Source organism: Kutzneria sp. NPDC052558 (assembly GCF_044547355.1).
Lineage (GTDB): Bacteria > Actinomycetota > Actinomycetes > Mycobacteriales > Pseudonocardiaceae > Kutzneria.
The window spans coordinates 168,620-182,297 of record NZ_JBIUAG010000019.1 but is presented as its reverse complement, the minus strand read 5'-3'; the positions used below and the strand labels follow the sequence as shown (position 1 = coordinate 182,297).

At 71.5% G+C, this 13,678-nt stretch carries 8 protein-coding genes; 4 read left to right on the top strand and 4 right to left on the bottom strand.

Features of this window, described 5'->3' with window-relative positions; genetic code table 11:
* Window positions 1-243 precede the first annotated feature (243 nt).
* Complete coding sequence (locus ACIG5F_RS30665) at window positions 244-1,191, bottom strand: family 1 glycosylhydrolase (protein WP_396523379.1); 948 nt, start codon at window positions 1,189-1,191, stop codon at window positions 244-246.
* Between the two features lie 247 nt (window positions 1,192-1,438).
* Here ACIG5F_RS30665 and ACIG5F_RS30660 point away from each other — a divergent pair, with 247 nt between their 5' ends.
* The 4 genes from ACIG5F_RS30660 to ACIG5F_RS30645 are packed head-to-tail and all read left to right on the top strand — an operon-like array spanning window position 1,439 to window position 6,958.
* On the top strand, window positions 1,439-3,838 hold the full coding sequence (locus tag ACIG5F_RS30660) for an HAD-IC family P-type ATPase (RefSeq protein WP_396523378.1): 2,400 nt from the start codon (window positions 1,439-1,441) through the stop codon (window positions 3,836-3,838).
* Window positions 3,839-3,862: 24 nt separating this feature from the next.
* Window positions 3,863-4,582: an MgtC/SapB family protein gene (locus ACIG5F_RS30655; RefSeq protein ID WP_396523385.1), complete on the top strand. Its 720-nt coding sequence runs from the start codon at window positions 3,863-3,865 to the stop codon at window positions 4,580-4,582.
* A 56-nt stretch (window positions 4,583-4,638) separates the two neighbouring features.
* Window positions 4,639-5,808, top strand: a complete 1,170-nt coding sequence (locus ACIG5F_RS30650) for an SPFH domain-containing protein (protein ID WP_396523377.1) — start codon at window positions 4,639-4,641, stop codon at window positions 5,806-5,808.
* Window positions 5,809-5,812: 4 nt separating this feature from the next.
* Window positions 5,813-6,958: a hypothetical protein gene (locus ACIG5F_RS30645; protein ID WP_396523376.1), complete on the top strand. Its 1,146-nt coding sequence runs from the start codon at window positions 5,813-5,815 to the stop codon at window positions 6,956-6,958.
* Between the two features lie 136 nt (window positions 6,959-7,094).
* On the opposite strand, the gene ACIG5F_RS30640 is transcribed toward ACIG5F_RS30645, so the two are convergent.
* The 3 genes from ACIG5F_RS30640 to ACIG5F_RS30630 form a co-directional block, all read right to left on the bottom strand.
* Window positions 7,095-10,271: a BTAD domain-containing putative transcriptional regulator gene (locus tag ACIG5F_RS30640; protein WP_396523375.1), complete on the bottom strand. Its 3,177-nt coding sequence runs from the start codon at window positions 10,269-10,271 to the stop codon at window positions 7,095-7,097.
* Between the two features lie 117 nt (window positions 10,272-10,388).
* A complete protein-coding gene (locus ACIG5F_RS30635) occupies window positions 10,389-12,917 on the bottom strand; it encodes an ABC transporter permease (protein ID WP_396523374.1) in 2,529 nt (842 codons plus the stop codon).
* Window positions 12,917-13,669, bottom strand: a complete 753-nt coding sequence (locus ACIG5F_RS30630; RefSeq protein WP_396523373.1) for an ABC transporter ATP-binding protein — start codon at window positions 13,667-13,669, stop codon at window positions 12,917-12,919. The genes ACIG5F_RS30635 and ACIG5F_RS30630 overlap by 1 nt, the downstream gene beginning before the upstream one ends.
* Between the last annotated feature and the right edge of the window lie 9 nt (window positions 13,670-13,678).

Here is a 13,678-nt window from a genome sequence, read left to right as displayed (position 1 = left end):
CGAACACGCGTCGGGCCAGGCGTTACACCCCGGGGAAGAGGACCACCGCAGCCTCCAGGAAGGGCAAGAAACGAAAGAAGGGTTAAAACACAAGCAGAGGTCTCCGCGCAAAATCCACCCGGAGTCACTAACCAAACCGACCCCGGAGTCACCTGGATAACGACCCTCGCCCCTCAATCAGACTCCACCCCGGCACCTACGTCGGCCCGGCTCGCGCCGGCAAGTGACCCCCACCGCCTCCCGCTACACGGCGATGGCCGCCGGGTGTCGCGGCGTGTGCTCAGTGACCATGAGCGGCAGTTCCGGATAGTCGATGCTGAGGCGGAGCATGAGCTCGGCGAAGGCCTCGTCGCTGTCGTCGGGGAAGTGGCCGTCGGAGAAGTGGGGGGCGAGCAGCCGGACGCCGCGCAGGCCGGGGTGCCCGGCGCCGGTGACGTCGAGGGCGTCCTCGGCGGGGACCACACGAGTGGGCCCGTAGTAGGTGACGCCGTACCAGTTGACGGGTTCGGCCACGAGGTCCAGGTCGCCGTCGAGCACGGCCGAGTCCCAGGGGCCGAGCCAGGCGGTGTCGGCGAGGACGTCGGCCGGGTAGCCACGGCCGAACAGCGGGTCGAGGAAGAAGCGGTTGCGCAGGCCGTCGACCTTGCGGAACGCGGCGGTGTGGGCGTGGTCGTCACGGTCGACGAGCACGGTGGTGAGGTTGAGGACGATGGAGACCTCCTGCTCGGGGGCTCGGTCGCGGATCTGCGACACCGCGAGGCCATGCCCGAGCAGGAGGTGGTGTGCGGACCGCAGCGCGGCGACGGGGTCCTGCGCGTAGCCGAGGAAGGCGGCGCGGGAGGGCTCGTCGAGCGTGGTCCACAGGCGGACCCGGTCGCCGAGGGCGTCGTGCACGGCGGCGGTGTACTCGCCGAAGCGCAGCGCGGTGTCGCGGGACGCCCAGCCGCCGGCCTCGTCGATGGCCTGCGGCAGGTCCCACTGGTACAGCGTGGCGATCGGCGTGACGCCCTTGTCCAGCAACCGGTCCACGAGCCGGTCGTAGAAAGCGAGGCACGCCCGCGGCACGGGGCCGCACCCGTCGGGCTGGACACCGGCCCAGGCCACCGGGAAGCGGTAGGCCGGGCGGCCGAAGCCGGCGAAGGTGTCCCAGCAGCCGTCGGCGGTGGCGGCGACCGTCCGGCTTCTGCCCATCGTCCGTCCTCCCTGCGACAGCGAATGGTGAGAGCGCTCTCACCTTGACCGTGACAGCGCTCACTGTCAAGGCGTCGACAAGTTTGCGCTGGTAGTCGCAACCGAGCCGGTATGATGACGCACGGTGATGAGAGGAGGTGGTCGCGGTGAGTGCCGACGGAAGTAGTCGCAGTTCCGCGGCCGCCCGGCGCATGTCCGTCTGACCAGTGCCGCGCGGCCTTCGCCCGCGCCCGCTGGGAGTTCCGCCATGACCAGGACGACGCACGTCGCCGCCACCCTCACCGAGCTGTCCGCGATGGACGCCGGCGCCCTCATCCGCCACCTCGGCGCCAGCCCGGCCGGGCTGACCACCCTCGAACGCAATGCTCGCCTGGCCCGGCACGGCCGCAACGAGGTCGGCGACGACCGCCGCCCCCGCCAGGCCCGGCGGCTGCTGCGCAGCCCCTTCGTCGGCCTGCTGCTGGGCCTGGACCTGGTCCTGCTGCTCACCGCCAACTACGCCGGCGCCGTCACCGTCGGCGTGATGGTGCTGGTGAGTGTGCTGCTGCGGGTCACCCAGGAGCACCGCTCGGACCGGGCTGCCAAGCGCTTGCGGGACCTGGTCGCCACAACGGCGACCGTGGCCAAGCGCGGCACCGGCTCACCGCGTCGGTTCACCGAGCCGGCGGCCGCGGCCCTGGGCGCGGTCACCGCCGAGGTGCCGGTCGAGGAGCTGGTGCCGGGCGATGTCGTGCACCTCAAGGCCGGGGACCTGGTGCCGGCCGACTGCCGACTGCTGACCGCCAACAGCCTCGTGGTCGAGCAGGCCACGCTGTCCGGCGAGTCGCTGCCGGTGCGCAAGACCGTGACCACCGACCGGATCGCCGGCAACGTGCTCGACTCACCGGTGTTCTGCTTCCTCGGCTCCACGGTGGTCGGCGGCTCGGCCACGGCGATGGTGGTCGGCACCGGCCGGTCCACCTACCTCGGCGCCATCGCCAGCCGGCTCACCGAACCCGATCACGACACCGACGCCGGGATGCGCTCGGTGAGCTGGACGCTGATCCGGTTCACGCTGGTGCTGGCCCCGATCGTGCTGGCGGTCAGCGGCCTGACCCACGGCGACTGGACCGAGGCGACGCTGCTCGCGGTCTCGGTGGCGGTGGGCCTGACGCCGGAGATGCTGCCGGTGATCGTCGCGGCCAACCTGGCCAAGGGGGCCAACGACCTGGCCCGGCGTCAGGTGATCGTCAAGCGGCTACGGGCCGTGCACGCGTTCGGGCAGATGGACGTGCTGTGCGTGGACAAGACCGGCACCCTCACCGACGACCGGATCGTGCTCGCCGACCACACCGACGAGCCGACCCTGGAACTGGCCTACCTCAACGCCACACTGTCGACCGGACTGCGCAACCCCTTCGACCGCGCGGTGATCGACGCCGTCGAGCCGGACCGCCGGCTCCTGCTCGAGGCCGGCTGGCGGCTGGTCGACGAGCTGCCGTTCGACCATGAGCGGCGGCGCATGTCGGTGGTCGTGCGCGACACCGAGGGCCGGCACCTGCTGGTGACCAAGGGGGCCGTCGACCACGACGCGGCGGCCGACGGCACACGGGTGCTCGGCGTGTGGCGCAAGGAGGTCAGCGCCCGGGAGATCTACCAGGTGTCCGATGAGGACGGCGCCGAGCTGGTCGGCCATCTCTTCTTCCAGGACCCGCCGAAAGAGTCGGCGGCCCCGGCCCTGCGGCAGCTGCGCGAGCTGGGCGTGCAGATCGTCGTCGTCACCGGCGACAACGAGGCCGTGGCGCGCAAGGTCGGCCACGACATCGGCATCGCCGACGCCACCGTGCACGCCCGCGCCACACCGGCCCGCAAGGCCGAGATCGTCCGGGAGTTGCGTGAAGCCGGCCACACCGTCGGTTTCCTCGGCGACGGCGTGAACGACGCCGCCGCGCTGCGCGAGGCCGACCTGGCCATCTCGGTCGGCGGCGCGCTGCCGGTCGCGCGGGACACCGCCGAGGTGATCCTGCTGCGCAAGGACCTCACCGTGCTGGCCAACGGCGTGCTCGCCGGCCGCCGCACCTTCGCCAACACCATGAAGTACGTCAAGCTGACCGCCAGCTCCAACTTCGGCAACGTGCTCAGCGTGCTGGCCGCCGCCGTGCTGCTGCCCTTCCTGCCGATGCTGCCGGTCCAGCTGCTCGTCCAGAACCTGCTCTACGACATCGCTCAACTGGCGATCCCGTGGGATCGCGTGGATCGTGAGCAGGTGAGCTCCCCTCGCAAGTGGGCCGGCGGCGACCTCGCCCGGTTCATGCTGTTGGTCGGCCCGCTCAGTTCCGTCTTCGACGTGGCCCTGTTCGCCGCCATGAGCCACTACTCCCCCGCGACCTTCCACACGGGATGGTTCGTCGAGGGCCTGCTGTCCCAACTGCTGATCGTGCACGTCATCCGCACGCCGCGCCTGCGCTCCCGCGCCGCCTGGCCCGTGCTGGCCGCCACCGCCGCCATGGCCGCGCTCGGCCTGCTCCTGCCGTTCACCGGCCTGTTCGGCCTCGTCCCGCCGCCCGCCACCTACTTCCCCTGGCTGACCACCGTCGTTATTGGATACTGCGTACTCGTGCAGGTCGTGAAGTCCTTCTATGTCCGCAAGTTCACCGCCTGGTTGTGAGGAATTGTCGTGAACACCCTTGACATGGCGCTGCGCCTGCTGGCGGGCGTCGGACTCGGCACGGCGATCGGGTTCGAGCGGCAGTACCGGGCGCGGATGGCCGGGCTGCGGACCAACGCGCTGGTCGCGGCGGGGGCGACCCTTTTTGTTCTTTTGTCCGGCTACGGCTTCGACACGGTGCCGGGACACGCCAGCGCGGACCCGACGCGGGTGGCGGCGCAGATCGTGTCCGGCATCGGTTTCCTCGGCGCCGGCGTGATCATGCGGGACGGCCTGAACGTGCGGGGCCTGAACACCGCGGCGACGCTGTGGTGCTCGGCCGCGGTGGGCGCGCTGGCGGGCGCCGGGCTGTACGAGCCGGCGGTGGCGGGCACGGTGGTGGTGTTGGTGGCCAACGTGGTGCTGCGCTGGGTCGGCCGGGTGGTGGACCGCCGGCCGGCCTCGGGCGAGGAGATCACGACCGCATACACCTTCATGGCCGTGACCAAGGATGACGCAGAGGCGCACATTAGGGCATTGCTGGTGCAGTCAATGACCGGCACTTCGTTCCAACTTCAGTCCGTGTCCAGTCGTAACAGCTCCGTGGAGGGCTACGTCGAAGTGCGCGCCGACCTGCTGACCGACCGCCGTGACGACAAGCAGATGGAGTCGGCGGTGTCCCGGCTGAGCATGGAGCCGCAGGTGACCAGCGTCCGGTGGACGGCGCGCGCCACTCGTAACGGTGCTTCCCGGGACGACGACTGAGCCGGATTGGTAGGGTCACGCGTCGGCGGGGGCCGGCCTGGAAGACGGGGGCAAGTGTGGGACTGATCGACAAGATCAAGGGCGAGTTCATCGACATCATCGAGTGGACCGACGACAGTCGGGACACCATTGTCTGGCGGTTCCCCCGCCACGACAACGAGATCAAGATGAACGCGAAGCTGACGGTGCGCGAGTCGCAGGCCGCGGTGTTCGTCAACGAGGGGCAGATCGCCGACGCGTTCCCGCCCGGCATGTACACCCTGCAGACGCAGAACATGCCGATCCTGTCCACCCTCAAGGGCTGGAAGTACGGCTTCAGCTCGCCGTTCAAGGCCGAGGTGTACTTCGTCAACACCCGGCAGTTCACCGATCTCAAGTGGGGCACGCAGAATCCGGTCATCCTGCGCGACCCGGAGTTCGGCATGGTGCGGCTGCGCGCCTTCGGGGCGTTCGCGATCCGGGTGATCGACCCGCCCGCCCTGCTGCGCGAGCTGGCCGGCACCGACCCGCAGTTCCGCACCGAGGAGGTCGGCGAGTACCTGCGGCAGATCATCGTCGGCCGGCTGGGCACCGCGCTGGCCACCTCGGGCGTGCCGATGCTGGACCTGGCCACGCAGCAGGGCAACATCGGCGACCGGCTGGCCCAGGCGCTGAGCCAGGAGCTGGCCCCGGTCGGCATCGCCATCCCCAAGTTCGTCATCGAGAACATCTCGCTGCCGCCCGAGGTCGAGGCCGCGCTGGACAAGCGCACCCAGATGGGCATCGTCGGCGACCTCAACCAGTACACCCAGTTCCAGGCGGCCAACGCCATCCAGGACGCCGCCAACAACCCCGGCGGCGCGGGCGAGGGCCTCGGCGTCGGCCTGGGCATGGCGCTGGGCCAGCGGGTCGGGCAGCAGTTCCAGCCCCAGCAGCCGGGATACCCGCAGCAGGGCTACCAGCAGCCGGGTTACGCCACGCCCCCGCAGGGCTACCCCCAGCCGGGACACCAGCAGCCGGCCCCGCCGCCGCTGCCGCCGCAGATCCAGTGGTACGTCGGGGCGAACGGCCAGCAGGCCGGCCCGTTCGACGACAACGGCCTGCGCCAGCAGGTCGCCGCGGGCGTGCTGACGCCGCAGTCCCTGGTGTGGCACCAGGGCATGGCCCAGTGGACGCCGGCCGCGCAGGTGCCGGAGCTGGGGCCGCTGTTCGGCGCCACCCCGCCGCCGCTGCCCCCGCAGGCGTGACCCGATGACCGGCCCCTTCACGCCCGGCGGGACCGTGTCCCCCAACGCCTTTCCGTGTGGCGGCTGCGGCGCGCGCGTCGAGTTCGCGCCCGGCACCGCCGCCATGCGCTGCCCGTACTGCGGCTACGAGCAGCAGATCAGCCACGGCGACCAGCAGATCCAGGAGCACGCGTTAACCGAACTCGGCACGCTGCCCCGCAAGCCGGTCGCCCAGCTCGGCGCGTACGTCTACGTGTGCCAGCGCTGCGCGGCCCAGACCCAGAGCAACGACACCGCGACGCTGTGCCAGTTCTGCGGCAGCCCGCTGGTGATGGATCCCCATGCCAGCGGGCAGATCGTGCCCGAGGCCGTGCTGCCGTTCATGCTGGACCGCAACGGCGTGCGCGAGTCGCTGCGCAAGTGGATCAACTCCCGCTGGTTCGCGCCGAACGCGCTGAAGAAGGTCAGCGAGGCGGAGTCCACCCGCGGCACCTACGTGCCGCACTGGACCTACGACTCGCAGACCTACTCCAGCTACTCCGGGGCCCGTGGCGAGCACTACTACGTCACCGAGCGGTACACCGACTCCGACGGCAGGACGCAGACCCGGCAGGTGCAGAAGACCCGCTGGTACCCGGTTTCCGGTCAGGTCAGCCGGTTCTTCGACGACGTGCTGGTGCCGGCCAACACCGGCAACGTGCCGCCGGCCAAGGTCGACGCGATCGCGCCGTGGCCGCTGCCCGAGGCCGCGCCCTACTCGCCGCAGTACCTGGCCGGCTTCAACGCGCTGCGCTACGACGTCGAGCCCGAGACCGGTCTCGACGAGGCCAAGCGGCGGATGGCCGGCGTCATCCACGACGACTGCCGGCGCGACATCGGCGGCGACGAGCAGCGGGTCGACGGCGTCAACACCAACTTCACCGCCGTCACCTTCAAGCTGATGCTGCTGCCGATCTGGATCGCCTGCTACCTCTACGGCGGCAAGACCTGGCAGATCCTGGTCAACGGCCGCACCGGCGAGGTCCAGGGCGAGCGCCCGTACAGCAAGCTGAAGATCCTCCTCGCGGTCCTGGCCGCGCTGGCCGTGCTGGCCGTGGTCCTCTACTTCTGGCTGCACGGCCACAGCACCACAACCACCAGCCACACCACCCCGACAACCCACCACCGCTAGCGCGGCGCACCCCTCCGCGCAACCCCCGAAGTGCTGGCTTGGCAGAGGCCGTTCCTGGCGTTCGGCCAGGCAGCGAGGCTTGGAAGGGGGCTTTCCTCCACTCGGAGTGGAGGAAAGCCCCCTTCCAAGCGTCAGGTCAGGCGGCGAGCAGGGCGGTGAGGCGGGCGGGTTCGGGGGCGTGGCAGCGGGCGTAGAGGGCGCGGGCCTCGCGCCAGTGGGGCTGGGCGGCGTCGGGGCCGACGGTGGCGCGCAGGGCGATGCCGAGGATGCACAGGGTGGCGGCGATGCCGAGGCGGTCGCCGGATTGTCGTTGCACGGAAAGGGCTTCGGTGGCCAGCTCGGCGGCCCGCACGGGCTGGGGCCCGTCGAGGAAGATGTCGGCCAGCACGGACAGCGCCCGCCCTTCCAACGCCAGGTAGCCGGCGTCCCGGGCGATGCTCAGGGCGTGCTGCGCGTAGTCGCAGGCCGGCGCGGTGGCGCCGTCGCGCACCAGGTTGGCGGCCATGATGATCAGGGTCTCGCACTCGTTGTGCCGCGCGCCGATGGCTCGGGCGAGGGTGAGGGCGCGTTCGCATTCCTCGGTGGCGCCGAGGATCTGGCCGAGCGTCATCCGACCCCACGACTCGGTGCGCAGGTCGCCGAGCTCGACGCTGAGCTCGATGGCGGCGTGGGCGGCGGCCAGCGCCTCGTCGCGTCGGCCGGCGGCGTGGTGGATCTCGGCGAGGTAGGCCTGCGACTGGGCTTCCTCGATGCGCGCGCCGATCTGCCGGCAACACTCCAGCCCGGTGGCGCAGCTGTCCAGCGCCTCCACGAGGTCGCCGCGCTGACACAGCGCGGCGCTGAGATAGATCAGCACCACGCCGTCACCGCCGGGGTTGATCTCCCGCTGCACGGTCAGCGCCCGCCGGTAGAAGTCCACCGACCGGTCCGCCTCGCCCCGCAGGTGGGACACCAGGCCGAGATTGCTCAGCGCCATCTCCTCGATGTGCCGGTTGCCCAGCCGCAGCCCGATCCGCAGCGCCTGCTCGCACTGCGCGGCGGCCTCGGCCAACTTGCCGGCGGACATGGCGATCACGCCGAGGTTGTTGAGCACCGACGCCTGCCCCTCCAGCCATTCGGCCTCCCGGCACAGGTCCAGCGCGGCCGTGCACACCTCGGTCGCCTCGGCGTACTGGTTCACGCCGTAGTGCGCGGTGCCGAGGCTGAACAGGGCAGCGGCCTTGGCCTTGGGCTCGTCGGTGGCCAGCGTGAGCGCGAGGCGCGCGGTGGCGAACCAGTCGGCGAACTCCCCGCGCTGGAACAGATATCCGCGGATGGCGTCGGCCAGCAGCCAGGCCCGCTCCCGCTGCCCGGCCCGCGCGGCGTGGTGGATGGCCGCGATCAGGCTGGGCCGCTCCACGTCCAGCCAGGCGAGCGCGGACGCGAAGTCGTGGAACAGGTCCTTGGTCGGCGGGGCCAGTTGCAGCATGTGCGGGTACAGCACCCCGACCGCCGCGCGGGCGTGCCGCAGGTACTCGTCGAGCAGCCGGCACAGCACGTTCGCCCGCTCCTCGGCGCTGTCCTGCTCGTCGGCGCGTTCACGGGCGTAGTGCCGCAACAGGTCGTGGCAGGTGTGGCGGCCGAACACCGGCTGGTCGACGAGATGCGCGGCGGCGAGTTGGTCCAGCAGCCGCGCCGCCTCGCACGGGGCCGCCCCGATCAGCACCCCCGCGGTCTGCGCGCTGATGTCCGGCCCCGGCACCAAACCCAAGCGGCGGAACAGTTCCTGCGCCTCCGGCTTCAGCCCCGAGTACGACAGGTCGAACGCGGCGCGCACGGCGCTCTGCTCGTCGCCGTCGATACGCAGCGAGGTCAGCAGGTCGTTCTGGTCCAGGGTGGCGACGTAGTCGGAGATCGGCCGTGACGGGTGGTTCACCAGCTGGGCGGCGGTGATCCGCAGCGCCAGCGGCAGATGCGCGCACATGCCGGCCAGCTCCCGGGCCGAGTCCGGTTCGGCGTCGATGCGCTCGCCGCCGATCATCCGCCGCAGCAACGCCATCGCGTCGTCCGGGGACAGCACGTCCAATGCCAGCCGCTGGGCCGCGTCCAGCGCGACCAGGCCGTCCAGGCGGTCCCGGCTCGTGATCACGACCCGACAGCGCGCGCCGGCCGGCAGCAGCGGCCGCACCTGTTCGGCGCTCACGGCGTTGTCCAGCAGCACCAGCATCGTCCGGTCGGCCAGCAGCGACCGGTACAGGCCGGCCGCCTCGGCCAGGTCCACCGGCACCTGGTCCGGCGGCACGCCCACGGCCCGGAGGAACTGGGACAGCGCCTGCACGGGCTGCACCGGCGGGCCGACCGAGTAGCCGTTGAGGTTGACGTAGAGCTGCCCGTCCGGGAAGTCCGCCCGCGCCCGGTGGCCCCACTGCACGGCCAGCGCGGTCTTGCCGACGCCGGCCGTGCCGACCAGCAGCGTCACCGCGCCGGCCTGGTCCAGGGCCTCGAACTGGCCCTCACGGCCGGTGAAGTCGCCGATGGCCGGCGGCAGCAGCGCCGGCGCGGTCTTCGCCACCGCCGGCTGGCCGGCGCTGATCGTCAGCGCCTGGTCGTTGCGCAGGATGGCCAGTTCCAGCCGGCTCAGCTCGTCGCCGGGGTCGATGCCCAACTCCTCGGCCAGCACCGTGCGGGTCCGCCGCGACACCGCCAGCGCCCGGCTGCTCTGGCCGCCGCGGTGCAGCGCCAGCATCAGCTGCCCGACCAGGCGTTCCCGGGTCGGGTGCTGGTCGACGAGAGTCGTCAGCTCGCCCAGCGCCTCCTGGTGCCGGCCCAGCCGCAGCAGCGTCTCGAACCGGTCCTCCTGGGCCACCAGCCGGGTCTCGGTGACCCCGCCGACCAGCTGGTCCACCACCTCGGCGTCGGCCGTGTCGACCAGCGCCGGGCCGCGCCACAGGGCCAGCGCCTCGTCCAGCCGGGCCAGCCGGGTCTGGTCGTCGGCGGCGTCCCGGGAGCGGGTCAGCAGCTCCTGGAACCGGTGCACGTCGATCAGCATCGGATCGGCCCGCAGCTGGTAGCCGGATCCCCGCGTGACCACCGTCAGGTCGGCCCCGGCCTCCGAGAGCAGGGCCCGGATGCTCGACACCGAGACCCGCACGGCGTGCGAGGCCGTGCGGGGCGGCCGCACCGGCCACACCAGCTCGACCAGCCGGTCCACCGGGACCAGCCGGTTCACCTCGAGCGCCAGCACCGCCAGCACGAGCCGGCGCTGCCGGGGCCCGAGGTCGACGACCGTCTCCCCGATCCGGGCCTGGACCGGCCCGAGAAGCCGAATTTCCATGTGTCCCCCAGGACCTCCGCCACCTGGGAGACAGGAGCGCATCCCCCGGTTCCTGGATACACGAATGACGCTCGTCCCCGACGGACGAGCGTCACCCGGTTGGGGAAATGGCTTGCTCTAGGCCTCGGCCATGCCGGCGACGATCGAGGTGCGGGCTGCGCGGCGGGCCGGCATCAGGGCCGCCAGCACCGCGGCCAGGACCGCCGCCACCAGCAGCACGCCCAGCTGGCCGCCCGGGATCACCAGACCCAGCTGGAGATCCGGGGTGGAGATCGCCTTGGTCAGCACCCAGGCGAACGCGCCGCCCATCACCACGCCGATCAGCGCGCCCATCACGCCCATCAGCACCGACTCGATCACCAGCATCAGCCGCAGCTGGCCCCGGGTCAGGCCCAGCGCCCGCAGCAGCGCCGACTCCCGGGTGCGCTCCAGCACCGACAGGCCCAGCGTGTTGGCGATGCCGAACAGGGCGATCACCACGGCCAGCCCGATCAGCGCCCACATCAGCGCCAGCAGGTTGTCGACCTGGGTGTTGAGCTGCTCCTTGGTCGCGGCCGCGCTGCTGACCTTGGCCACCGCCACGGTCGCGGTCGCCTGGTCCATCACCGCCTGGCCGTCGCTCGGCGACACGCCCGGCCTGGTCTTGACCATCACCTGGTTGTAGCCGATGACCTTGGGCGCGATCGCCGCGAAGGTGTCCAGCGTGACCAGGGCGTCGTCCAGGTTCTGCGAGTCGTAGACCGCGACGAGCTTGAGCATCTTGCCGCCGTCGGGCGTGTTGACCAGCAGCTGGTCGCCCAGCTTGGCCCCGCCGACCGCCGACTTGTTCAGCGCCACCGTGCCCGGGCCGAGCTGGCCCAGGTCGCCGCTGACCAGCTTCGGGTTGACCATGGTGCCGACGGCCGACTTGTCGACGCCCATGACCTCCTGGTCGCCGGACTGGCCGATGGTCATCACGGTCTCCGCGCTGGGCGCGACCTGCTGGATCTGGGACACCGCGCGCAGCTGGCCGGGCAGCGTGGCCGGCAGCGGGTGGTCGTACACCGAGGACGTCACGACGAAGTCGGCCGGGAAGCGCTGGTCGACCTCGGCGCTGGCTGCCTGCTTGCCGCTGGTGGCGACCACGGTCACCATCGTCACGATGGTCACGCCGATGACCAGCGCGGCCGTGGTGGCGGCGGTGCGCCGCGGGTTGCGGCCGGCGTTGACCGTGGCCAGCTTGGCCGGCACGCCGAACAGCAGCGCCGGGATGGCGCCGAGCACCTTGTTGACGGGGCCCACGATCAGCGGGCCCAGCACGATCACGCCCAGCAGCGTCACCATCGTGCCGCCGCCGACGACCAGCATCGCCGACATCTGGCTCAGGCCCATGCCCAGCACGATAAGGCCGATTCCACCGAGGACCAGCACCGCGGCGCTGACGGTGCGCAGCACGCCGGTGCGGCGGACCTCGTCGTGGCTGTCCGGCTGGCTGCGCAGGGCGGCCAGCGGGGCCACCTTGGTCGCCCGCAGCGCCGGCAGGGCCGCCGACGCCACCGTGACCACGATGCCGATGGCGAACGCGGCGATCACCACCGTGGCCGACAGCGGGAGGCTGACCGGAGCGGTCAGACCGCCGCTGGCCAGGCTGACCCCCTTCTCCAGCAGGGCGGCCAGGCCGATGCCGGCGCCGAGGCCGACCACCGAGGCCACGAGGCCCATCACCAGGGCCTCCAGCAGCACGCTGCCGAACACCTGCTTGCGGTCCGCGCCGAGGCAGCGCAGCAGCGCCAGCTCCCGGGTGCGCTGGGCGATCAGGATGGTGAACGTGTTGTAGATGACCATCGCCGCGACCACCAGCGAGATCAGGGCGAAGATCAGCATGATCTGGGTCAGGCCGCCCGAGCCCCGGGCCGCGTGGGTGAGCGTCTCCTGGGTGAAGTCGTCGCCGGTGCGCGCCGAGTAGGACTTGCCCAGCTGGGCCGTGATCCGGTCGACCAGCTGCTGCTGGCTCACGCCCGGGGCCGCGGCCACCACGATCTGGTAGATGCCGGAATCCTTGCTCAGCGCCTGCATACCGGTCGTCGTGAGCAGCACCTGGTAGTCGGTCAGCGAGAGCGTGTTTGCGCCCTGGCTGTAGGTGCCGACCACGGTCAGCGGCACCGCCTTGTCGCCGTCGGCCAGCACCGACACCTTCTGGCCGACGCCGATGCCGGTGGTCTTGGCCGTGCGCACGTCCAGCGCGATCTCGTTGTCCGCCTTGGGAAACTGCCCCGACTCCAGGTCGAACTCGCGCAGCTGCGGCGTGCTCTCGATGGTGGAGACGAAGGCCGACACCGCCTTGCCGTTCGCCTTGAGCAGCGGCAGGCTCGTGCCCCCGCGGCCGTCCGCGCCGGCGACACCCGGGATCTTGCGGATCGCCTCGACGTTGTCCTGGGTCAGCTTCGTCTCGGCGCCGCCGGCGGGGTTCCCGTTGTCACTGTTGACCGCGACCACCGCGTCGACGCCCTTGGTCTGGCGGGCCAGCTCGTCGTGCACCTGGTCGTTGAGGGCGTTGCCCAGGATCAGCGTGCCGCTGACGAAGGCGACGCCGAGGATGATCGCTATCGAGGACAGCACCATCCTGGCCGTGCGGGCGCGCAGTCCCGCGAGCGTGGCCCGGAACATCACGCTCCCAGGTGCTTGAGGGCCGACAGCACGGAGTCGGCGGTGGGCTGGTTGATCTCGCCGGCGAGCCGGCCGTCGGCGAGCAGCACCACGCGGTCGGCGTAGGAGGCGGCCACCGGGTCGTGCGTCACCATGATCACCGTCTGGCCCAGCTTGCGCACCGACATGCGCAGGAAGTCCAGCACCTCCGCGCCCGAGCGGGAGTCCAGGTTGCCCGTCGGCTCGTCCGCGAAGACCACCTCCGGCCGGGCCACCAGGGCCCGGGCGCAGGCCACCCGCTGCTGCTGGCCGCCCGAGAGCTCACTGGGCTTGTGGGTCAGGCGCTGGCGCAGGCCCACCGTGTCGACGATCGTGTCGTACCACGCCTTGTCCGGCTTGCGGCCGGCCAGTTCCAGGCCCAGCAGGATGTTCTGCTCCGCCGTCAACGTCGGCAGCAGGTTGAACGACTGGAACACGAAGCCCACCCGGTCCCGCCGCAACCGCGTCAGATCCCGGTCCGACAGCTTCGTGATGTCCGTCTGTCCGATGTAGACCTGCCCGTGGTCCACCGAGTCCAGGCCGGCCAGGCAGTGCATCAGCGTCGACTTGCCCGAGCCCGACGGCCCCATGATCGCCGTGAACCGCCCCGCCGCGAACGCCACGCTCACCCCGTCCAGGGCCCGCACCGCCGTGTCGCCCCGGCCGTAGACCTTCACCAGCTCCCGGGCCTGGACCGCGGTACGCAGCCCGACGTCCGACGCCACAGCAGACATTGTCGCTCC

Excerpts from the sequence above, each read along its gene's own strand:
- ACIG5F_RS30660 (WP_396523378.1), top strand. The coding sequence starts at position 1,439 with ATGACCAGGACGACGCACGTCGCCGCCACCCTCACCGAGCTGTCCGCG.
- ACIG5F_RS30640 (WP_396523375.1), bottom strand. The coding sequence starts at position 10,271 with ATGGAAATTCGGCTTCTCGGGCCGGTCCAGGCCCGGATCGGGGAGACG.
- ACIG5F_RS30630 (WP_396523373.1), bottom strand. The coding sequence starts at position 13,669 with ATGTCTGCTGTGGCGTCGGACGTCGGGCTGCGTACCGCGGTCCAGGCC.
- ACIG5F_RS30665 (WP_396523379.1), bottom strand. The coding sequence starts at position 1,191 with ATGGGCAGAAGCCGGACGGTCGCCGCCACCGCCGACGGCTGCTGGGAC.
- ACIG5F_RS30645 (WP_396523376.1), top strand. The coding sequence starts at position 5,813 with ATGACCGGCCCCTTCACGCCCGGCGGGACCGTGTCCCCCAACGCCTTT.
- ACIG5F_RS30635 (WP_396523374.1), bottom strand. The coding sequence starts at position 12,917 with ATGTTCCGGGCCACGCTCGCGGGACTGCGCGCCCGCACGGCCAGGATG.
- ACIG5F_RS30655 (WP_396523385.1), top strand. The coding sequence starts at position 3,863 with ATGGCGCTGCGCCTGCTGGCGGGCGTCGGACTCGGCACGGCGATCGGG.